The sequence below is a fragment of the Microbispora sp. NPDC004025 genome, from assembly GCF_053604425.1.
The window spans coordinates 589,672-610,254 of sequence record NZ_JBSGHN010000002.1 but is presented as its reverse complement, the minus strand read 5'-3'; the positions used below and the strand labels follow the sequence as shown (position 1 = coordinate 610,254).

Genomic DNA, 20,583 nt, shown 5'->3' with positions numbered 1-20,583 from the left:
TCAGGAGACCGTATGAGCACAGCGGACATGACGGCCCCCGCGGCGCACGCCACCGTTGAGGCGGCCGTTCGTGCCCAGATGAGCAAGGCGCTGGGCGGCAGGCGCGGGATCGTCGAGGCGGCCGTGCCCACGATCGCCTTCACCGGCACGTGGGTGGGCACCAGCCAGCTGAAGACCTCGCTGATCGTCGGTATCGCCTCGGCGGTGGTGCTCCTGCTGGTGCGGCTCGCGCAGCGCACGACGCCCCAGTTCGTGCTCAACAGCCTCATCGGCATCGGCATCGGCGCGTTCTTCGCGACCCGCACCGGCGACGCCAAGGACGTGTTCCTGCCGGGGATCCTCTACAACGGGGCCTACGCCGCCGGCATGCTGCTGTCGATCGTGGTCCGCTGGCCGGTCGTGGGGTTCCTGATCGGCTCGGTGACCGGCGACCCGACGGCCTGGCACAACGACTCCGCGCTGGTCCGGCTGTGCTCACGGCTGACGTGGCTGCTCATGCTGCCCTGCCTGCTGCGGGTGGTGATCCAGCTCCCGCTCTACTGGGCGGACCAGGTGACCGCCCTCGGCGTGGCCAAGATCGCCCTGGGCTGGCCGCTGCAGGTCGCCGCTCTGGCCGCGATGGTGTGGGTGCTCGCCCGGGGCCGCACCCCGATCGAGCCCGGTCTCCAGACGCCCACCCAGACACCCACCCAGCCGCCCGCGCAGCCGTCCGTCTGACGGAACGCGAAGGCCCCGGGCATGTGTCCCGGGGCCGAGTCGGTGGCGATCAGGGACGTCCGTGGGCCGACAGCAGTTCGGTGAGCTCGTGCTCGACCTCCTGGTTGGCCACGAACAGCAGTTCGTCGCCGGCCTCCAGCGGGTCGTCGGCCGAGGGGACCAGCACCCGGCCCTCGCGCAGGATCGCCACGAGAGCGGCGTCCACCGGCCACGGCACCGAGCCCGCCCGCTGGCCCACCACCGGCGCGTCCTCGGCCAGCGTGAGCTCCACCAGGTTGGCCTGACCCTGCCGGAAGGTCATCAGGCGCACTAGGTCGCCGACGCTGACCGCCTCCTCGACCAGGGCCGACAGCAGACGCGGGGTGGAGACGGCGACGTCCACGCCCCACGACTCGTTGAACAGCCACTCGTTCTTGGGGTGGTTGACCCGGGCGACCACCCGCGGCACGCCGTACTCGGTCTTGGCGAGCAGCGAGACCACGAGGTTGACCTTGTCGTCGCCGGAGGCGGCGATCACGACCTGGCAGCTGTTCAGCCCCGCCTCGTCCAGCGAGGAGATCTCGCAGGCGTCGGCCAGCAGCCATTCGGCCCGCGGCACGCTGTCGATCTTGATGGCGTGGGGGTCGATGTCGATGAGCAGGACCTGGTGGCCGTTCTCCAGGAGCTCCGCCGCGATGGAGCGGCCGACGGCTCCGGCGCCGGCGATGGTGACGCGCATCAGTGCTCCTCGTCGGACGGCGGGGCGGACAGCATCTTGTTGATGCGGTCCATGTCGTTCTCGGCGGCGACCAGGTGGAGGATGTCCCCTTCCTGGACGACGGTCGCGTCCTTCGGCACGACCGCCTCGCCCATGCGGTTGAGGAAGGCCACGCGCGCGCCCGTGACGTTCTCGATCTCCCTGGCCCGGGTGCCGATCCAGCCCTGGTGGAAGGCCACCTCGGCGAGGACGACCGTCCCGGTCGGGTCCCGCCAGAGGGGTTCCGCGCCCTCGGGCAGCACCCGGCGCAGGATCTGGTCGGCGGTCCAGCGGACCGTCGCCACGGTGGGGATGCCGAGCCGCTGGTAGACCTCGGCCCGGCGGGGGTCGTAGATGCGGGCGACCACGTTGTCCACGCCGAACATCTCCCGCGCGACCCGGGCGGAGATGATGTTGGAGTTGTCCCCGCTGCTGACGGCGACGAAGGAGGCGGCCGAGGCGATGCCGGCCTCCTCGAGGACGTCGCGGTCGAAACCGATGCCGGTCACCCTGCGGCCCCGGAAGCCTGCCCGCAGCCGGCGGAAGGCCTGCGGGTCACGGTCGATGACGGCGACCGAGTGCCCGTTGTCCTCAAGGATGTGCGCCAGGGTCGAGCCGACCCGTCCGCATCCCATGATCACAATATGCATGCTCCCCCGCCGTGGGTTGTGGCGGTCTCCTATTGCAGACAGTATGTCGCCCTCATGGCGCACCGCATGACCCGGGCATGGCACGGGGGGACTAGGCTCAACAGACGTGTCCAAGGTGCCAGATCTTGTCAAGCGGCTCCTCGTGGGGCGGGCTCTGCGAAGCACCGCGCTCCACCACCAGCTGCTGCCCAAGCGTGTGGCGCTGCCGGTCTTCGCCAGTGACGCGCTGTCCTCCGTGGCGTACGCGCCGCAGGAGATCCTGATCATCCTGTCGATCGCGGGGGTCGGGCTCTACAGCATCAGCCCCTGGGTCGCGGCGGGGGTCGTCCTCGTCATGCTCGTCGTGGTGGCGTCCTACCGGCAGAACGTGCACGCCTATCCCAGCGGCGGCGGCGACTACGAGGTGGCCACGACGAACCTGGGACCGACGGCGGGGCTGACCGTCGCGAGCGCCCTGCTCGTCGACTACGTGCTGACCGTGGCGGTGTCGGTCGCCAACGGCGCCGACTACGTGGGCGCGACGATTCCCTTCGTCGCCGAGCATCGCCCCCTGGTAGCGATAGCCATCGTCGTACTCCTGACCATCATGAACCTGCGCGGCATCCGGGAATCGGGTGTCGCTTTCGCTGTTCCGACCTACGCCTTCATGGCCGCGGTCATCGGCATGATCCTGTGGGGGCTGTTCCGCCTGGTCGTGCTGGGCCAGGAGCTGCGCGCCCCGACGGCGGACTACAAGCTCGTCGCCGAGCAGGCGGATCTGGCCGGGTTCGCGCTGGCGTTCCTGGTGCTGCGCGCCTTCTCCTCCGGCTGCGCGGCGCTGACCGGGGTCGAGGCGATCAGCAACGGCGTGCCGGCCTTCCGCAAGCCCAAGAGCAGGAACGCCGCGACGACGCTGCTGATGATGGGCCTCATCGCGGTCACGATGTTCAGCGGGATCATCTTCCTCGGCCTGAAGTCCGGGGTGACGGTGGCCGACCCCGCCACCGCGGCCAGGGACATCATCATCGACGGCCACCCGGCCGGGCCCGACTACTACCAGCAGCCGATCATCGCGCAGGTCGCGTCGGCCGTCTTCGGCCACGGCTCGGTCCTGTTCGTCGTGATCGCCGCGGTGACCGCCCTCATCCTGTTCCTGGCGGCCAACACCGCGTTCAACGGCTTCCCGGTGCTCGGGTCGATCCTCGCGCAGGACCGCTACCTGCCGCGTCAGCTCCACACCCGGGGCGACCGCCTCGCCTTCAGCAACGGCATCGTCATCCTCGCGGCCGGGGCCTGCCTGCTGATCTGGGCGTTCGACGCGGACGTGAGCAAGCTGCTCAACCTCTACATCGTCGGGGTGTTCGTCTCGTTCACCCTCAGCCAGATCGGCATGGTCCGGCACTGGACCCGTCACCTGAGGACCGAGAGCGACGCGAGGGCGCGCTTCCACATGATGCGCTCGCGGCTGATCAACGGCTTCGGCGCGATCATGACCGGGCTGGTGCTGGTCGTCGTGCTCGCCACCAAGTTCACGCACGGCGCGTACATCGTCTGCATCGCGATGCCGGTGCTCTTCCTGATGATGAAGGGCATCAGGCGGCACTACGACCGGGTCGCCGCGGAGCTCGCCGCGCCGGAGGAGAGCGAGATCGACGAGTCGATGCTGCCGGCCCGCAACCACGCGGTCGTGCTCGTCTCGAAGATCCACAAGCCCACGCTGCGCGCGCTCGCGTACGCCAGGGCGACCCGCCCGTCGAGCCTGGAGGCCGTGACCGTCATGGTGGACGCCGACGAGGCGAACAGGCTCAGGGAGGAGTGGGACCGGCGCGGCATCGACGTGCCGCTGAAGATCCTCGACTCGCCGTACCGGGAGATCACCGGCCCCGTGCTCGAGTACGTGAAGTCGCTGCGGCGGCGCTCGCCGCGCGACGTCGTGACCGTCTACATCCCGGAGTACGTGGTCGGCCGCTGGTGGGAGCACCTCCTGCACAACCAGAGCGCGCTGCGGCTCAAGGGCCGGCTGCTGTTCAAGCCTGGGGTCATGGTCACGAGCGTGCCGTTCCAGCTCGCCTCCTCCGACCGTCTCAAGGGCCGCAGGGAGCCGGCCGCGCCCGGCGCGTCCCGCCGCTCCTACCAGCCGCCGTCGAAGGACACGCAGGTCAAGACGTGACAACCCGTCCGCCTGCGACCGGTGCGGTGTGCCGCACCCCTCAAGACCGATGATCGACACGAGAGAGGCCGACCGGATGAACAAGGGACGGCTCGAGCTGACGGTGGACGCCGTCGCCAACGGCGGCTGGTGCGTGGCCAGGCACGAGGGCCGGGTGGTGTTCGTCCGGCACGCCCTGCCCGGCGAGCGGGTGGTGGCCGAGGTGACCGAGGAGACCGCGCGGTTCCTGCGGGCCGACGCCGTCGAGATCCTGGAACCCTCGCCCGACCGGGTCACGCCGCCCTGTCCGTTCGCCGGCCCCGGCCGGTGCGGCGGCTGCGACTGGCAGCACGCGTCGCTGGAGGCGCAGCGCCGGCTCAAGGCCGACGTGGTCGCCGAGCAGTTCCGGCGGCTCGCGGGCCTGGACCTCAAGGTCGTGGTCGAGGAGGTGCCGGGGTCGGAGGACGGCCTCGGGTGGCGCACCCGCGTCCGGTTCGCCGTGGACCGGGACGGCACGGCCGGGCTGCGCAAGCACCGGTCGCACGAGATCGAGCACGTCACCGAGTGCCTCATCGCGCATCCCGCCGTCGAGGGCGTCGGCGCGGAACGCCTCGCGTGGCCGGGTGCCGCCTCGGTCGAGGTGGTGGCGGCCTCGGGCGGAGAGCGCGCCGTGATCGTCGAACCCGAGCCGCGCCGCAGGGCGGTCGTCCCCGACGTGGACGCCGCGGTCCTGCTCGACGAGGGCAGGCGGGGCACGCGCGCGCTGCGCGGCCGGGCCTCGCTGACCGAGCGGGTGGGCGAACGGGACTTCCGGGTCACCGCCAGCGGGTTCTGGCAGGTCCACCCGGGCGCGGCGGCCACGTTGCTCGACGCGGTGCTCGACTTCGGCCGGCCCGAGCCGGGGGAGTGGGCGCTCGACCTGTACTGCGGCGCCGGCCTGTTCGCCGCCGCGCTGGCCGAGGCGGTCGGCCCGGAGGGGGCCGTGCTCGGCATCGAGTCCGAGCCGCAGGCGGCGCAGGACGCCCGGTTCAACCTGCGCGACCTGCCGCAGGCGCGAATCGAGCGGGGCAGGGTCGAGGAGGCGCTCGACCGGCTGCGGATCGACCGGGCCGACCTCGTGGTGGCCGACCCGCCCCGCGCGGGGCTCGGCCGCCCGGTGGTCGAGCGCGTCGCGGCCCTGGAGGCCTCGCGGGTGGTGTACGTCTCGTGCGACCCGGCGACGCTGGCCAGGGACGTCGCCTGGTTCGGTCAGCACGGCTACCGGCTGGAGGACCTGCGGGCCTTCGACCAGTATCCGATGACCCACCACGTGGAGTGCGTGGCCCTGCTCGTCAGGGACTGATCCCGGCGCCGCCTGGGCGGGACATGCCGCGACGGGCTCCGGAGCCGATCGCGGCCTGCGTCGCGAACCGATGCGCCCGGGCGGCCGCTCACGCGCGGACCGCACGGCCGGCAACAGCGATCACCAGGGGTGGACGCCGCGGTCGCCGGGCACGGCCTCGGGCCGGGCGACACCGGCGTCGTGGGGCGACGGCCGGGCCAGGATCCGTACGACGTCGTCGGCCGGTCTGGCGCCGCGCAGCGACAGCCAGGCCAGGCCGTTGCGGGCCCGGAAGGCCGCCAGCCGCACCGCGTCGCCCGGCCCCAGGTCACCGGAGCCGGCGAGGACGGGCACCAGTCCCATGCGCCGCCACGCCGCGTCGGGCGGGACGCCCAACGCCGCCGCGATCTGCGGGCGCGCCGCGCGGGCCGCCACGGCCAGGCCGTGGAGCGCGGTGGGGCCGGGGTCCATCGGCACGAGCAGGCCGACCGACTCGATCTCCACTCCCGCCTCCCGGGTGATCCGCAACGCCTCCCGGTCGGCCGGCCTCAGACCGTCCCGCGAGGCGGGAAGCGTGAAGGTCACCCGCAGCGAGCCGGCCTCGCCGGTCGATCTCTGCCTGGTCCGCGCCTCGTGCTGCAGGCGGGCGAGTACGGCGGCGCGGCGGCGGGCGGCCGCCTCCCCATCCGGGTCCGTCGTGCCGGTCCACTCCGCCTCCCCGGGCGAATTCGCCGGTTCCGCGGGCTCGAAGTCGACGCCGGGAGGGGCCAGCGCGGCGACCACCCGCCGGTAGGCCGCGAGCAGCCGCGCCGGGTCCTCGCACGTGACCGACAGCTCCTGCCCGTACGGCCCGCCGAACGCCGGCCACACCTCGCCGCCCTCGGCGCGCAGCCGTCCGATCCGCGCGGCCACGGGCTCCCCGCCGCGCGGCCGCACCCCTGCCCAGTGCGGAGCGCACCCGCCGGGACCGGCGACGACGTGGCCGATGGTGAAGGACCGCACGCCCGCCTCCAGCAGTTCCGGGTGCGGCCTGCCGGCGGCGTCGAGGAAGCCCCGGTAACGGGCCGCGGGCCCGCCGGCGGGGGGAGCGGCGGGCGGTGCGGGCGACGCCGTGACCGTCTGGCGCGCGGCGACCAGCGTCTCGGGCGTGGCGGAGGCCGGGGTCCGCGCATCGGTGGGCGGCCCGGTCCCGGCCGCGAGACCGGACGCGACGTTCCACCCGCCGGGCGGGGCCGGGGGCAGGGCCCACAGCGCCGCGCCGGTGCCCGCGACGAGCGCGGCCGACGCCAGGAGGACGAGGGATCGCGAGGGGCGGCCCGCTTCGCGGGAATGACGTGCGGAGTCCACGCTCACCACCCTGAGTTGCGATACGACCACGGAGCGCACAGGCGGCTCGCACTCTAGCAAGCCGCGGGCCCGGGGGAGGGGATAATGGACGGATGAAATTGAGGATCTTCACCGAACCCCAGCAAGGGGCGAGTTACGACGATCAGCTCAAGGTGGCGCAGGCCGCCGAGCGGCTCGGATTCGACGCGTTTTTCCGGTCTGACCACTATTTGCGGATGGGTGACGGCGATCCCGCCCCCGGCCCCACCGACGCGTGGATCACTCTGGCGGGCCTGGCGAGGGAGACCTCGGCCATCCGGCTCGGGACGCTGGTGAGCGCCGCGACGTTCCGGTTGCCCGGCCCGCTGGCGATCAGCGTCGCCCAGGTGGACCAGATGAGCGGCGGTCGTGTGGAGCTGGGCCTCGGCACCGGCTGGTTCGAGGAGGAGCACACGGCGTACGGGATTCCGTTCCCCTCCCTCGGGGAGCGGTTCGAGCGCCTGGAGGAGCAGCTCGAGATCGTGACCGGGCTGTGGGCGGCGGCCAAGCCGTTCTCGTTCGAGGGCGCGCACTACCGGCTGGCCGACTCCCCGGCGCTGCCCAAGCCGGCGCAGCGGCCCCGGCCGCCCGTCATCATCGGCGGCGGGGGCGCCAAGCGCACGCCGCGGCTCGTCGCGCGGTTCGCCGACGAGTACAACGTGCCGTTCCACCTGCCCGAGGACACCGCCGCGGCCTTCGACCGGGTCAGGCGGGCGTGCGACGACGCGGGGCGGGAGACCGTCCTGCTGTCGGCGGCGCAGGTCGTCTGCGCCGGGCGGGACGAGGCGGAGGTCGCCCGGCGGGCCGCCAACATCGGCCGCGAGGTAGACGAGCTGCGCGTCAACGGGCTGGCGGGCACGCCGCAGGAGATCGTGGACAAAATCGGCCGGTTCGCCGAGATGGGCGCCGAGCGGCTCTACCTCCAGGTCCTCGACATGCACGACCTGGAGCACCTGGAGCTGATCGCCGCCGAGGTGCTGCCGCACGTGTCGGCGGCGTGACCCACCGCCCGGCTCGCGACGCCACCCCGGATGGCGTCGCGAGCCGGGCCGGCATGGGCGTGCGCGGCCAAGCCGCCTGGCCGCTCGCCCGGCGTGCGGGCAGGTGCCGCCGGCGCCCGAAGCAGGCCGGTGAAGCGGGGCCGCAGGTCCGGGCCGGAGCGGTCCCGATCCCCGCACCGTTCGCCGCTGTATTTCGCTCGCTTCAGGAAAGGGGCATCCGGCACACTTTGCCGGGTGATCCTCACGATCTCGACGACTCTGCGGCCCGCCACGGACCTCGGCTTCCTCCTGCACAAGCACCCCGACCGGGTGCAGGAGTTCGAGCGGTCGTTCGGCACCGCCAGGGTGTTCTACCCGGAGGCGGGCGAGGACCGGTGCACCGCGGCGCTGCTGCTGGAGGTCGACCCCGTGCGGCTGGCCCGCTCGCGGGGCTCATCCTCGCCCGACTTCTCCCTCGGCCAGTACGTCAACGACCGGCCGTACGCCGCGTCCTCGCTGCTGGCGTCGGCGCTCGCGGACGTGTTCCGTACGGCGCGGACCGGGCGGTGCGCCTCCCGGCAGGACCTCGCGGACGGGCCGATCCCCCTGGAGATCGCCCTGCCCGCGCTGCCGTGCCGGGGAGGGGCCGATCTCGCGCACCGGCTGTTCGGGCCGCTGGGCTGGGAGGTCGACGCCGCGCCCGTGCCGCTCGATCCCGGCTTTCCCGAATGGGGCGAGTCCCGGTACGTACGGCTCGCGCTGCGCGGGAACGTGCGCCTGGCCGACGCGCTCAACCACCTGTACGTCCTGCTCCCCGTGCTGGACGACGCCAAGCACTACTGGCTGGCGGGCGACGAGGTCGACAAGCTCGTCCGCGCGGGGGAGGGATGGCTGGCCGGCCATCCGGACAAGGGGCTGATCACCCGCCGCTACCTCGGCCGGAGGTGGGCGCTCACCCGCACCGCGTTCGCCCGTCTCGCCGAGCTCGGCGACGACGTGGAGGAGAGCCTGGACCCGCCGGTGGAGGAGGAGCACGCCGCCGAGGGCGACACCGCGGAGGAGCACGTCCCGGTGGGCGGCGCCGAGGAGGAGCGCGCCGCCGTGGGCGACTCCGCGCCGCAGCTCGCCGTGGTGGACGGCGCCGTGCGAAAGAGCGTGCGGGAGACCGTGCGGGAGCCGGGCGCCCAGGCTCCCGGCGATGCCGTCCCACGTCCGGACGGCGGACCGACCGCGGGCGACGGACCGGATCCGGGCGACGGGGCCGGTGCCGCGCGGGTGCCGCTCAACACGCTGCGCCGCGAGGCCGTCGTGGCGGCGCTGGAGGAGCTCGGCGCCCGCACCGTCCTCGACCTCGGCTGCGGCTCGGGGCAGCTGCTGTCGGCGCTGCTGGACAGGCCGGCCTTCGCGAAGGTGGCCGGCATGGACGTGTCGGCCCGCGCGCTCGCGCTGGCCAAGCGGCGCCTGCGCGCCGAGCGGATGCCGGACGCCAAGCGGGCCAGGCTGGAGCTGTTCCAGGGCTCGCTGACGTACACCGACGCGCGCCTGGCCGGGTACGACGCCGCGGTGCTGATGGAGGTCGTCGAGCACGTGGACCCGCCGCGGCTGCCCGCGCTCGAGCGCGTGGTCTTCGGCACGGCGCGGCCCGCACACGTGATCGTGACCACGCCCAATGTGGAGCACAACGTCAGGTACGAGCTCCTCACGGGGGCGCGGCGCCACCCCGATCACCGGTTCGAGTGGAGCCGGGCGGAGTTCGCCCGGTGGGTGGCGGGCGTCTGCGAGACGTACGGCTACGCGGCCGATCTGCGGCCGGTCGGCGAGGACGACCCGGAGGTGGGCCCGCCCACCCAGATGGCGGTCCTCAGCAGAAGGGAGGGACGGCCGTGACCGAGATCAGTGTGCCCGAGCTGTCGCTGGTGGTGCTCGTCGGCATCTCCGGGAGCGGCAAGTCGACGTTCGCGGCCCGGCACTTCGCGCCCACCCAGGTCGTCTCGTCCGACTTCTGCCGTGGCCTGGTCGCCGACGACGAGAACGACCAGACGGCCACGCCCGAGGCGTTCGACCTGCTCCACCACATCGTGGGCATCCGTCTGCGCCGGGGCCTGCTGACGGTGGTGGACGCGACCAACGTGCAGTGGGAGGCCCGCAAGAAGCTCATCGAGCTGGCCAGGTCGCACGACGTGCTCGCCGACGCGATCGTGCTCGACGTGCCGGAGGAGGTGGCGCGCGCCCGCAACGCGGCCCGCCCCGACCGTGCTTTCGGTGCCCACGTGATCAGCCGGCAGCGCAAGGAGCTGCGCCGGTCGCTCGGCAAGATCGCCAAGGACGGCTTCCGCCGGGTCCACGTGCTGCGCGGCGACGAGATCGACGACGTGACCATCACGTACGAGAAGGCGTGGACCGACAGGACCCACCTCACCGGGCCGTTCGACATCATCGGCGACGTGCACGGCTGCCGGGCCGAGCTGGAGTCCCTGCTGGTGAAGCTCGGGTGGGAGGTCGGGCCGGACGGCGCCGCCCACCCGGAGGGGCGTACGGCGGTCTTCGTCGGCGACCTGGTCGACCGCGGTCCGGACACGCCGGGCGTGCTGCGGCTGGTCATGGGCATGGTCGAGGCCGGGACCGCGCTGTGCGTGTCCGGCAACCACGAGCAGAAGCTGGTCCGGGCGCTCGACGGCCGCAAGGTGCGCGTGGCCCACGGCCTGGAGCGGTCGCTGGAGCAGCTCGCGGCCGAGCCGGCGGAGTTCCGCGCGGCCGCCAGGACGTTCATGGACGGGCTGATCAGCCACTACCGCCTCGACGGCGGCCGGCTGGTGGTCGCGCACGCCGGGCTGAAGGAGGCCTACCACGGGCGCGCCTCCGGGCGGGTGCGGGCGTTCGCCCTGTACGGCGACACGACCGGGGAGACCGACGAGTACGGCCTGCCGGTGCGCTACCCCTGGGCGAACGACTACCGGGGGCGTGCCATGGTCGTCTACGGCCACACCCCGGTGCCCGAGCCGGAGTGGGTCAACAACACGATCTGCCTCGACACCGGCGCGGTCTTCGGCGGGCGGCTGACCGCCCTGCGCTACCCCGAGCGGGAGCTCGTCTCGGTCCCGGCGGAGAAGGTCTGGTACGAGCCCACGCGGCCCCTCGCCGCGCCGGCCCCCGCCCGCGATCCCGGCGTGCTGGACATCGGCGACGTGGACGGCACCCGCTTCGTCGAGTCGCGGTTCGGCGGCCGGATCAGGATCGCGGAGGAGAACTCCCGCGCGGCGCTGGAGATCATGAGCCGGTTCGCCGTGGACCCCCGCTGGCTGGTCTACCTGCCGCCGACCATGGCCCCGCCGGAGACCTCGGCGTTGGAGGGTTTCCTGGAGCACCCGGCCGAGGCGTTCGAGGAGTTCGCCCGGGCCGGGGTGACCCGGGTGGTGTGCGAGGAGAAGCACATGGGCTCGCGGGCCGTCGCCGTGCTGGCGCGGACCCCGGAGGCCGCGGCGCGCCGCTTCGGCATCGCCGACGGCACGGCGGGCAGCGTCTACACCCGCACCGGGCGGCCCTTCTTCGACGAGCGCATGCCGGAACTGGTCGACCGGCTGCGCGCGGCCGCGGCGCCGCTGTGGGAGGCGCTGGAGACCGACTGGGTGGTGCTCGACTGCGAGCTGCTGCCGTGGTCGGCCAAGGCGGAGGGGCTGATCCGCGACCAGTACGCCTCGGTGGGGGCGGCCGCCCGGGTGGCCCTGCCCGAGGCGGTCGCGGCGCTGGAGATGGCGGCGGGACGTGGCCTGGATGTAGGCCCTCTGCTCGACCGCACCCGCCGCCGTGCCCACAACGCTGCCCTTTTCCGCGACGCCTATGCCCGTTACTGCTGGCCGGTCTCGGGCCTCGACGGCGTACGGCTCGCGCCGTTCCAGATCCTCGCGTGCGAGGGCAGGGCGACGGCGGTGGAGGAGCCGCACGAGTGGCACCTGAAGACGCTCGCTCTGTTGGACTCGCCGCTCGTCACGCCGACCCGCCACGTCTTCGTCTCCCTCGACTCGCCGCAGGAGCGGGAGGCGGCGGTCGCGTGGTGGACGGCGCTGACCGAGGCCGGGGGCGAGGGCATGGTGGTGAAACCGGCCGCCCACCCGGAGGGGCGGGTGCAGCCGGGCGTCAAGGTGCGCGGCAGGGAGTATCTGCGCATCATCTACGGCGCCGACTACACCGAGTCGCTCGACGTGCTGCGGCACAGGTTCACCGGAAGGAAGCGCTCGCTCGCGCTGCGGGAGCACGCGCTCGGCCTCGAAGCGCTGGCGCGGCTGGCGGAGGGCGAGCCGCTCTGGCGGATCCACGAGGCGGTCTTCGCCGTCCTCGCGCTGGAGTCCGAGCCGGTCGACCCGCGTCTGTGACCGGACGCGCGTCCGTGTCCGGACGCCCGTGTCTGTGACCTGAGGGTCCGTGTCTGTGACCTGAGGGTCCGTGTCTCTGACCGGACGGCCCCGGCACGGCCGCCCGCCGGTGAGGCGGGAGCCGTGCCCGGGGGCCCGGGGTCGTACCTCGAGACGCGGCTCAGCGGGACTCGGCCGCCGCGGGCGCGTCCGCTCCGGGGGCGGCCGGCCCGGTAGCCGGCTCCGGCAGGTCCACACTGTCGCGCAGCCGCACCTGCGGGAGGAACAGCACGGCGAGGATGCCGACGACCGCGATGCAGGCCGAGATGAGGAAGATGTGGCCGGTGGCGTCGCCGTAGGCGGCGCGCACGATGCCGCGGATCGGCTCGGGGAGCGCCCCCATGTTGAGGCTGCCGCCGCCCGCGCTCTGCGACGCCGGCACCCGGATGCCCGCCTTGGCCAGGCCCGTGGTGATGTTCGCGGTGACCTGGTTGGCCAGCACCGCGCCCAGCACCGAGACACCGATGGTGCCGCCCAGCGAGCGGAAGAAGGTGATCGCGCCGCTGGCGGCGCCCAGCTCGCGCAGCGGGACGGTGTTCTGCACGGCCAGCACGAGGTTCTGCATGGACATGCCGACGCCTGCGCCGACCACGAGCATCCCTGCTCCGACGAGGACCAGCGAGGTGTCGTGGTCCATGGTGGACAGGACGAGGAACCCGAGCGTGAGCACGATCGAGCCGACGAGGATGTACGGCTTGACCCGGCCGCTGCGGGACACCATCCGCCCCGAGATCGTGGACGACACCAGCACGCCGAACATCATCGGGATCGTGAGCAGGCCCGACTCGGTGGGGGTGTAGCCGCGGCCGATCTGGAAGTACTGGCCGAGGAAGACCGCGCCGCCGAACATGGCCATGCCCACGGCCAGGCTGGCGAGGATCGCGAGGGCCGGCGTGCGCCGCCGGATGACGTGCAGCGGGACGACCGGCTCGCGGACCACGGACTCCACCCAGACGGCGATGCCGAGCAGCACCACCGACGCGCCGACCATGACGAAGGTCTGCCAGGAGATCCAGTCGAAGGAGTTGCGGACGAAGGTGACCCAGATGAGCAGGATGCTCACGCCGGCGGCGATGAGGATCGCGCCGGGGTAGTCCACCGAGGTGCCCGGACGGCGGACCGAGGCGATGTCGAGCGTGCGGTGCAGGATGATCAGCGCGATCGCGGTGAACGGGATCGGCAGGAAGAAGCACCACCGCCAGCCCAGCCAGGACGTGTCGGTGATCAGGCCGCCCAGCAGCGGCCCGCCGACCGTGGCCACGGCCATGACCGCGCCGAGGTAGCCGTTGTACTTGCCCCGGTCCTTCGGGCTGATCATGGCGGCGATGACCACCTGCACCAGGATCTGCAGCGCGCCCATGCCCAGGCCCTGCACCGCGCGGAAGGCGATCAGCATCGGCGTGTTCTGCGCGAAGCCGCAGGCGAGCGAGGCGACGAGGAAGATGCCGATCGCGATCTCGAGCAGCAGCTTCTTGCTGAACAGGTCGGCCAGCTTGCCCCAGATGGGGGTCGAGGCGGTCGTGGTGAGCAGGGCCGCGGTGACCACCCAGGTGTACTGAGACTGGGTGCCGTTCAGCGCGCCGATGATCTGCGGCAGCGCCACCGACACGATCGTGCTGCTGATCATCGCGAGGAACAGGACGAGGAGCAGGCCGCTCAGCGCTTCGAGTACCTGCCGGTGGCTCTTGGCCCCCGTCTCCGGCAGCGTGGGTGCGCTCACGCGCAGCCTCCAATGCGAGTTCGAAGGGGATTACCCGTCAACAATACATGCTCAGCAGGCAACTTTGCTCGGTGGGCAATGTTTCAGCGGCTAAGCTGAACGCACCATGGAACCGACGGCGGGGTTGCGCGAGCGTAAGAAGGCCGAGACGCGGCAGGCCATCCACAAGGCCACGCTGCGGCTCGCCGTGGAGCGTGGGCTCGACCACGTCACCGTCGACGACATCGTGGAGGCCGCCAACATCTCCCGCCGGACCTTCTCCAACTACTTCGGCAGCAAGGAGGACGCCCTCCTGTACGGCGAGGAGGAGCGGGTCCGATCCCTGGTCCGCGCGGTCCGCGAACGGCCGGCGGGGGAGTCGGGCTGGCAGGCGCTGCGCGGAGCCGCACGCGACATGCTGGAGGACATGGGCGAGCTCGACCGCGAGTGGGCGGTGCGCACCGCGCTCACCAAGCGCCACCCGTCCCTGCTCGCCCGGCAGCTCGCCAACCACGCCGCGCTGGAACGGGATTTGGTCCAGGCGATCGGCGAACGCGACCGGGCCGGGGATCCCGCCGCCGAGCTGAGGTCGCGGATCATGGCCGCCGCCTTCCTGGTCGCGCTGCGCATCGCCACCCACGTCTGGACCGAGGAGCAGGAGGCCCGCCCGCTCGCGCAGATCGTCGAGCAGGCTCTCGACCGGATGGCGCAGCCCTTCCGCTGAGCCCGGCGCCCGCCGGGGGGCCGGTTCAGCCCGTGAAGCGGGCCAGGAGCAGCCCGAGCCTGAGCTCGTGGTGCTCGCGCGGGAGCCGGCCGCCGCGCATGAGGGTCACCAGCCCGTGCAGGGCGGCCCAGAAGGTCTCGGTCAGCGCGCCCAGGTCGTCGCCGCCCGCGTGGGGGCGGACGGCCTCGGCCAGCTCGCCGAAGGCGGCCTGCAGGGCGGCCGGGGCCTCGGGGGTGGCGAACGGCAGCGGGACGGCCAGGCTGAAGATCACGTCGTAGAGGGCCGGGTGCCGGTCGGCGAAGGCCACGTAGGCCGCGCTGAGGTCGGCGATGGCGCGGCGGGTGTCCGGCGCCGCGGTCCTGGCCGCGCGCAGCTCCCGGGCCAGGTCGGCGCAGCTCTCCACGGCTACGGCCGCCATGATCGCGTCCTTGCCCTTGAAGTGGCTGTAGAGCACCGGCTGGCTGTACTCGACCCGCTCGGCCAGCCGCCGGGTCGTGACCGCCTCCCAGCCCTCGGCCTCGGCCAGCTCCCGGGCGGCCGTGATTATCAGCTTTTCCCGCTCGGCGCGCTCGCGCTCTCTGCGTGACTGGATCGACATGCTTCGAACTCTAGCAGCGCTAGCGTTTATGGCAATGCTCTGCTAGCTTCGTTCTCGTTCCTAGCGCTGCTAGATCTCGGAGAGAGACATGCTCACCCCCATCGCGTACGGTCTCGCCGTCGTCCTCAACCTGATGATCCTGTTCATCGGAGTCCGCTTCCTGCTCGTGCCGCGGGCCGCGGCCGCCGGCTACGGCGTCGCGGCGAAGAAGGACGGCGACGCCGCCTACCTGACGATCAAGGGCCTGCGTGACGGGACCTACGGTCTGCTGGGCCTGGCCCTGCTCGTCTTCGCCGGCGCCCGCGCCGAGGCCTGGTACATGCTGGTCGTCGCCCTGGTGCCGCTGGGCGACACCCTGATCGTGCTGCGCAACGGCGGCACCCGGGCGGTCGCGTTCGGCATCCACTTCGCGACCGCGGTGATCGTCCTGATCAGCGCCGCCCTGCTCTTCGCCGTCTGATCCCCGCCCGCCGCCACTCTCCACGAAAGGACCCGGCATGTCGCTGGTCGTCCCCGACTTCGCCGAATCCGTGATCGTGCGCTCCGCCGACGCCGAGGTCATCGGCCGGGCCCCCACCACCATGCGGCTGCTGGCCGACAGCAGCGCCACGGGCGGCGCCCTGTCCGCCCAGCGCGTCACGCTCACCGACGGCGCGGACGGCGCCGCGCCCCATCACCACGCCGGCTCCGCCGAGCTGTTCTATCTGCTCGACGGCTGCGCCCAGCTTCTGAGCGGGGACGAGGTCGTCACCGCGGAACGCGGCGACCTCGTCGTCGTCCCGCCCGGCCTCGCCCACGCGTTCGCCGCCGCCCCCGGCCACAGCGCCGACATCCTCATCGTCGTCACTCCCGGCGTGGAGCGATTCGAGTACTTCCGTCAGCTGGAGCGCATCGCCTACGGCAAGCAACCCCCGGAGTCGCTCCTGGAGGTTCAGGAGCTCTACGACAACCATCTGCGCACCAGCGCCGTCTGGAACGACGCCAGGCGCGGGCGGGCCGTCTAGCATCGCGGCATGACGCCCACCAAGGCCGACCTCGAGGCGGCCAGGAACGCGACGATCGAGGACGTGCTCGGTCCCGGGCTCGACGTGCTGTTCTGCGGGATCAACCCCAGCCTCTACTCGGCGGCCACCGGTCATCACTTCGCGCGGCCGGGCAACCGGTTCTGGCCCGCGCTGCACCTGTCCGGGCTCGTGCCGCGCAGGCTCGCGCCGGCCGAGCAGCACCTGCTCCCGACGTACGGCCTCGGCATCACCAACGTCGTGGCCCGGGCGACCGCCCGGGCCGACGAACTGGCCCCGGAGGAGTTCCGCGAGGGCGGCGCGCGGCTGGCGCGGCTGGTGGCGGAGGTCCACCCCCGCGTCCTGGCGGTCGCGGGGGTGTCGGCCTACCGTGTCGCCTTCGCCCGCCCCGCCGCCCGGATCGGCCCGCAGGAGGAGACGATCGGCGAGACGGCGCTGTGGGTGCTGCCCAACCCCAGCGGGCTGAACGCCCACTGGACGCTGGAGGCGATCGCGGCCGAGATGGGCCGTCTCCGTACGGCGCACCTGTGATCGCGGCCGCCGGCCGGAGCGGGGGCCGTCACGAGTGGCCGGGGCGGGACAGGATGCGCCCGGCGCCCGGCGGCGGCAGGTGCGCGATCTCGCGGTCGTGGAAGGCCACCATGTCCTCGGCGCGGGCGTACAGCTCGGCGACGGCCCGGGTGCAGCCCTCGACGAGCCGGGTGTCGGTGATCCGCCGTCCGCCCACGTGGGCGCCGATCTCGTCGTAGAGGACCTCGTACATCAGGCCGTGGTTCACGATCAGCAGCTCGGGCAGCGGCACGCGGCTCTCCAGCGGCCGTACGGACCGGGCGTGCAGCGCCCGCGCCCGCTCGCCCGCCCGGGTGCGCGCAGCGAGCAGGACGATCTCCCACTGCAGGTACGGCGTCGGCGGCATCTCGACGATCCGCAGCCGGCGCAGCTCCGCCCGGGGCGGCAGGTCGTCGGCGAAGCGCATCTCGTCCATCAGTGCCAGCGACCGGTCCCAGTCTCCGCTCGTCATCGCGACCCAGCTCGGGGTGTCGGGCTCGTGGAAGTGCTGGGCGCGCTCCAGCTTCCACACCACGCCCTCGGTCCCGCGCAGGTGATCGTAGAGCTCGGTCCGGTACTCCGCGGCGGGAAGCACCTCTCCCGCGGCCTGTCTGACGTGCTCGAACGCTTCTCCGGGCATGGGGCCTCCCTCGGCCGAAGCCGAATCGCTGGTAGGGGCACGCCCCGGCTCCGGCCCGGATCTGGATACGTGGCGCGCGTGGGTCTTCCGCGGACGTCCTGGTGGGTGTCAGTTACCCGTCGAGTTGCTGCACACGGCCGTCTCCACCGCGTCCAGCAGCCTGATCCTGATCTGCCTCGTCCCCGCAGTCTCGGTCTCCCGCACCACCTCGGGTTCTGGCTCGGCCGGCTTCAATTCACCCTCCGTTCGTCGGCGTGGCCGCAAACACTCCCCCGAGGGCGACATGACGATCGTTGGCCGCTCCCGATCCCGGGTCAAGGCCCAATTCCGGCCGAAGGGGGCGCGCCGGGCGGCGGCACGCCCCGCCGCTCACCGGTATCCCACGCCGTGTCTGTGGTGACGGCGCCGGATCAGCCCCACCACGGTCGCCACCAGCCAGGCGACCAGCAGCAGCCTGCCGATCACGAACAGTGGCCAGGCCCCGGTGAGCAGCCCGACGACCAGGATCGCCACGGCGGCGAGCGCGATCGGCGCGGGGCCGCCCCTCGTGCGCATCATGGCGCCGCCCGGCCCGGCCGGCCCCCAGGCCGGGCCGTGGCGGTGACGCCTCGCCCAGGGCGGCCCCGCGTGCGGGCCCCAGGCACCGGCCCACGTGGGGGCCCCCGTCCACGGCCCGCCGTACGGCCCGGACCGGGTGCCCGGCAGCCCGGGGAAGGCCGGGCCCCACGGGCCCCCGGCCCGCCCACCGCCGTCATGGGCGCCCTCCGGCCGCGAGTCGACCGGCCAGGCGCCGGGGAGGTCGGCGGTCACCCGCCGAAGGTCCTCGGCCGTGCGGGCCGAGAGCGTCGCGTCGAGGCGCTCGTCGAGTTCCTCGCGGGTGATGCGGCCCTGCGCGAACGCGTCGTGCAGGAGCCGCGTCACCTCGTCGCGCTCCCTGTCCCCGATGCGAAGGCCGCCGATCCGCGGCCCGCCGTACGCCGGACCGCCAGGCGGGGCGTGGCCCGCGGATGCGTTGCCGCCACGGGAGGTGTCCGCGCCGCCTCCGGCGGCGGGCCGGTAGGGGGAGCCCTCGGGGGAGACCATCGTCACTCCTCCGCCGGATCGCCGTCGGCGAGGATCTGGTAGAGCCGCCGCCTGGTCTCGGCCAGGACCTGCTTCGCCTGCCCGACCTGCCCCGCGGAGCCCGAGTGGGCGATCTGGAACAGCGCGGAGGCCGCCTGCCTGGACAGGTCGAACAGCTCGTGGACGTCGTCCCCGATGTCCGGCGTCATCTCCTCCCACGGCGCCCGGACCTCCTCCCCGTGCTCCTCCACGTAGGTGCGCCCGGCCTCGGTGAGCTGGAACGTCTTGCGCCCCTCGGTCTCCTCCGCGCGCACCAGGCCCTCGTCGGTGAGCTGCTGCAGCGCGGGGTAGACGGCGCCGGGACTCGGCTTCCACCCGCCCTGGCTGCGCTCGGCGATCTCCTGGATGATCTGGTAGCCGTTGCGCGGCTGCTCGGCGAGCAGGGCGAGGATCGCGGCCCGTACGTCACCGCGCTTGGCCTTCCTCGGCCGGCCGAAGCCCCGGGGGCCGAACGGGAAGTTGCCGCCCGCCCACGGCCCGAACGGGCCGCCGGGCCCGAAACCGCCCCATGGGCCGCGCCCCCGCATGCCGCCCCTGTGCCGGTGCTCGTGAGGGCCCCCGCCCTGTTCCTGATGCCACATCGCCGCCCCCTTGACGAACCTCTCGCGCATGGCGCGCCGCATCTCCTGCCTGAACTGCTGTCTCAAGTCCGGGCGGGCCCAGGGCGCGCCCATCGCGTGTGCCGAACTCATCGCAGTGCCCCCTTCTGGTCGCGATCTGTTCTCGATGGCTCAACGATATATCGCGACCGTTCCGACGACAATATCGAGGTAAGAGTGACGTAGCTCACGCGGAAGTTTTTCGAGTGCGGGGAACAGCCTCCGAGACCGTAGCGTTATCTCACACGAAGACGGGATCGTTCTGCTCTGAGAGGGCTGGGGGGTGCTCTTGGAGCGGGACGATCCCGTCTTTGTCGTTCCGGTGACCGCGTGTTCCGGTGGCCGCGCCGGACGGACGTGAGCGACACCAGCCCGGCTGGTGGGCGCTTCGCGGAATATGTCGGTGCTATGCCGTACAGTCTCAAAGCGTGATCTTGTCATGATGGGGCACTCGCACGCCCTCAGCGGGGCGGCGGTGTGGCTGGCGGTCGCGCCGGCCCTGATGGCGCTGCCGGACGCGGTGGGGCACCCGGAGCTGGCGACACTGACGGGGCCGATCCTGACCCCGCCCGAGCTCGTCGCGGGCGCCGTGGTCTGCGCCGGTGCGGCCATGCTGCCCGATCTCGACCACCCCAGCGCCACGATCGCCCAGACGTTCGGACCGGTGACCTGGCTGCTCAGCAAGGGCGTGAACTTCGTCAGCGGCGGGCATCGGCACGCCACCCACTCGCTGCTGTTCAGTGTCCTGGCCGGCGTGGGCGCGCACCTGCTCGGGGAGCGCTACGCGATCGGCCGCGACATCCTGGTCGTGCTGATGATCGGCCTGGCGATCCGTGCCGTGGGCATCGGCGTGCCCGGCAGGACGCTCACCTCCGCCATCGTGAACATGGGGCTCACGGCGGCGCTGTTCTTCACGTTCATGACACTCGGGGTCACCTATGCCTGGCTGGGCCTGGCGATCGGGGTCGGCTGCCTGGTGCACGTGATCGGCGACTGCCTGACCGAGCGCGGCTGTCCCGTCTTATGGCCGATCAAGGGGCGCTGGCTCCTGCCGTGGGACATCGGCATCAAGACCGGCAAGGCGTTCGAGAAGCAGTTCCTCGGCCCTGCCCTGTCGGTCGTGGTGATCGCGCTGTTCTGCCTGCGGCTGATGCCGGCCTGAGCGATCGTCTTAGCGAACCCGGAAAGATCCGGCTATTTGCCGGTGTCGGCAGCCTGGCGATCTTCCTACCCGAGAGTAACTTGATGTCGAGATATCTTGAGGGATATCTTGACGTCGAGACATCCGCCGAGCCGCACAGGTTAGGGCAACCTAATTGTCGGG

At 72.7% G+C, this 20,583-nt stretch carries 20 protein-coding genes; 11 read left to right on the top strand and 9 right to left on the bottom strand.

Features of this window, described 5'->3' with window-relative positions; translation table 11 throughout:
- Positions 1-12 precede the first annotated feature (12 nt).
- Positions 13-717: a DUF3159 domain-containing protein gene (locus tag ACWEQG_RS07135; protein WP_452282508.1), complete on the top strand. Its 705-nt coding sequence runs from the start codon at positions 13-15 to the stop codon at positions 715-717.
- A 49-nt stretch (positions 718-766) separates the two neighbouring features.
- Here the strand turns inward: ACWEQG_RS07135 and ACWEQG_RS07130 are convergent, their stop codons facing one another.
- Together ACWEQG_RS07130 and ACWEQG_RS07125 are read right to left on the bottom strand one after the other, a co-directional pair.
- The gene (locus ACWEQG_RS07130; protein ID WP_452282507.1) at positions 767-1,435 is read right to left on the bottom strand and encodes a potassium channel family protein; all 669 of its coding nucleotides are present in this window, start codon (positions 1,433-1,435) and stop codon (positions 767-769) included.
- Positions 1,435-2,103: a potassium channel family protein gene (locus ACWEQG_RS07125; protein WP_363471184.1), complete on the bottom strand. Its 669-nt coding sequence runs from the start codon at positions 2,101-2,103 to the stop codon at positions 1,435-1,437. Before ACWEQG_RS07125 ends, ACWEQG_RS07130 begins: the two co-directional genes overlap by 1 nt.
- 106 nt (positions 2,104-2,209) lie before the next feature.
- Between ACWEQG_RS07125 and ACWEQG_RS07120 the strand changes: the two genes are divergently transcribed.
- Both ACWEQG_RS07120 and ACWEQG_RS07115 read left to right on the top strand, forming a co-directional pair.
- Positions 2,210-4,252: an APC family permease gene (locus tag ACWEQG_RS07120; protein WP_452282505.1), complete on the top strand. Its 2,043-nt coding sequence runs from the start codon at positions 2,210-2,212 to the stop codon at positions 4,250-4,252.
- 49 nt (positions 4,253-4,301) lie between these two features.
- Positions 4,302-5,573 carry a class I SAM-dependent RNA methyltransferase gene (locus ACWEQG_RS07115; RefSeq protein ID WP_452282503.1) on the top strand — a complete coding sequence of 424 codons (1,272 nt, stop codon included), beginning with the start codon at positions 4,302-4,304 and terminating at the stop codon, positions 5,571-5,573.
- Between the two features lie 120 nt (positions 5,574-5,693).
- On the opposite strand, the gene ACWEQG_RS07110 is transcribed toward ACWEQG_RS07115, so the two are convergent.
- On the bottom strand, positions 5,694-6,899 hold the full coding sequence (locus ACWEQG_RS07110) for a hypothetical protein (protein ID WP_452282501.1): 1,206 nt from the start codon (positions 6,897-6,899) through the stop codon (positions 5,694-5,696).
- A 92-nt stretch (positions 6,900-6,991) separates the two neighbouring features.
- On the opposite strand from ACWEQG_RS07110, the gene ACWEQG_RS07105 reads away from it, so the two are divergent.
- From ACWEQG_RS07105 to ACWEQG_RS07095, 3 genes are all read left to right on the top strand, one after another.
- Positions 6,992-7,918 carry an LLM class F420-dependent oxidoreductase gene (locus ACWEQG_RS07105; RefSeq protein ID WP_452282499.1) on the top strand — a complete coding sequence of 309 codons (927 nt, stop codon included), beginning with the start codon at positions 6,992-6,994 and terminating at the stop codon, positions 7,916-7,918.
- Positions 7,919-8,152: 234 nt separating this feature from the next.
- Complete coding sequence (locus ACWEQG_RS07100; RefSeq protein ID WP_452282497.1) at positions 8,153-9,784, top strand: 3' terminal RNA ribose 2'-O-methyltransferase Hen1; 1,632 nt, start codon at positions 8,153-8,155, stop codon at positions 9,782-9,784.
- Positions 9,781-12,267 carry a polynucleotide kinase-phosphatase gene (locus ACWEQG_RS07095; RefSeq protein WP_452282495.1) on the top strand — a complete coding sequence of 829 codons (2,487 nt, stop codon included), beginning with the start codon at positions 9,781-9,783 and terminating at the stop codon, positions 12,265-12,267. The genes ACWEQG_RS07100 and ACWEQG_RS07095 overlap by 4 nt, the downstream gene beginning before the upstream one ends.
- Before the next feature lie 160 nt (positions 12,268-12,427).
- Here the strand turns inward: ACWEQG_RS07095 and ACWEQG_RS07090 are convergent, their stop codons facing one another.
- Positions 12,428-13,933 (bottom strand): MDR family MFS transporter, encoded by a 1,506-nt coding sequence (locus ACWEQG_RS07090; RefSeq protein ID WP_452282880.1) that lies wholly within the window; start codon positions 13,931-13,933, stop codon positions 12,428-12,430.
- 199 nt (positions 13,934-14,132) lie between these two features.
- Here ACWEQG_RS07090 and ACWEQG_RS07085 point away from each other — a divergent pair, with 199 nt between their 5' ends.
- Entirely contained in the window at positions 14,133-14,729 is a 597-nt protein-coding gene (locus tag ACWEQG_RS07085; protein WP_452282493.1) for a TetR/AcrR family transcriptional regulator, read from the top strand.
- Positions 14,730-14,754: 25 nt separating this feature from the next.
- On the opposite strand, the gene ACWEQG_RS07080 is transcribed toward ACWEQG_RS07085, so the two are convergent.
- Positions 14,755-15,327 (bottom strand): TetR/AcrR family transcriptional regulator, encoded by a 573-nt coding sequence (locus tag ACWEQG_RS07080; protein WP_452282491.1) that lies wholly within the window; start codon positions 15,325-15,327, stop codon positions 14,755-14,757.
- 88 nt (positions 15,328-15,415) lie between these two features.
- Here ACWEQG_RS07080 and ACWEQG_RS07075 point away from each other — a divergent pair, with 88 nt between their 5' ends.
- Genes ACWEQG_RS07075 through mug form a run of 3 tightly spaced genes read left to right on the top strand, consistent with a single transcriptional unit; the run spans position 15,416 to position 16,880 of the window.
- Positions 15,416-15,787 carry a DUF4267 domain-containing protein gene (locus tag ACWEQG_RS07075; RefSeq protein WP_452282489.1) on the top strand — a complete coding sequence of 124 codons (372 nt, stop codon included), beginning with the start codon at positions 15,416-15,418 and terminating at the stop codon, positions 15,785-15,787.
- A 37-nt stretch (positions 15,788-15,824) separates the two neighbouring features.
- The gene (locus ACWEQG_RS07070; protein ID WP_452282487.1) at positions 15,825-16,331 is read left to right on the top strand and encodes a cupin domain-containing protein; all 507 of its coding nucleotides are present in this window, start codon (positions 15,825-15,827) and stop codon (positions 16,329-16,331) included.
- A 9-nt stretch (positions 16,332-16,340) separates the two neighbouring features.
- Complete coding sequence (mug, locus tag ACWEQG_RS07065) at positions 16,341-16,880, top strand: G/U mismatch-specific DNA glycosylase (protein WP_452282485.1); 540 nt, start codon at positions 16,341-16,343, stop codon at positions 16,878-16,880.
- A gap of 28 nt (positions 16,881-16,908) precedes the next feature.
- Here mug and ACWEQG_RS07060 read toward each other — a convergent pair whose 3' ends face one another.
- The 4 genes from ACWEQG_RS07060 to ACWEQG_RS07045 all read right to left on the bottom strand — a co-directional run bounded on the left by ACWEQG_RS07060 (position 16,909) and on the right by ACWEQG_RS07045 (position 19,352).
- Positions 16,909-17,538, bottom strand: coding sequence for a DUF6879 family protein (locus ACWEQG_RS07060; RefSeq protein ID WP_452282483.1), 630 nt, complete (start codon positions 17,536-17,538; stop codon positions 16,909-16,911).
- A 108-nt stretch (positions 17,539-17,646) separates the two neighbouring features.
- The gene (locus tag ACWEQG_RS07055; RefSeq protein ID WP_259401020.1) at positions 17,647-17,772 is read right to left on the bottom strand and encodes a hypothetical protein; all 126 of its coding nucleotides are present in this window, start codon (positions 17,770-17,772) and stop codon (positions 17,647-17,649) included.
- Positions 17,773-17,907: 135 nt separating this feature from the next.
- Positions 17,908-18,621, bottom strand: a complete 714-nt coding sequence (locus ACWEQG_RS07050) for a DUF1707 SHOCT-like domain-containing protein (protein ID WP_452282481.1) — start codon at positions 18,619-18,621, stop codon at positions 17,908-17,910.
- A gap of 2 nt (positions 18,622-18,623) precedes the next feature.
- Positions 18,624-19,352, bottom strand: coding sequence for a PadR family transcriptional regulator (locus ACWEQG_RS07045; RefSeq protein ID WP_452282479.1), 729 nt, complete (start codon positions 19,350-19,352; stop codon positions 18,624-18,626).
- 346 nt (positions 19,353-19,698) lie between these two features.
- On the opposite strand from ACWEQG_RS07045, the gene ACWEQG_RS07040 reads away from it, so the two are divergent.
- Complete coding sequence (locus tag ACWEQG_RS07040; protein WP_452282477.1) at positions 19,699-20,421, top strand: metal-dependent hydrolase; 723 nt, start codon at positions 19,699-19,701, stop codon at positions 20,419-20,421.
- The last annotated feature ends 162 nt before the right edge of the window (positions 20,422-20,583 follow it).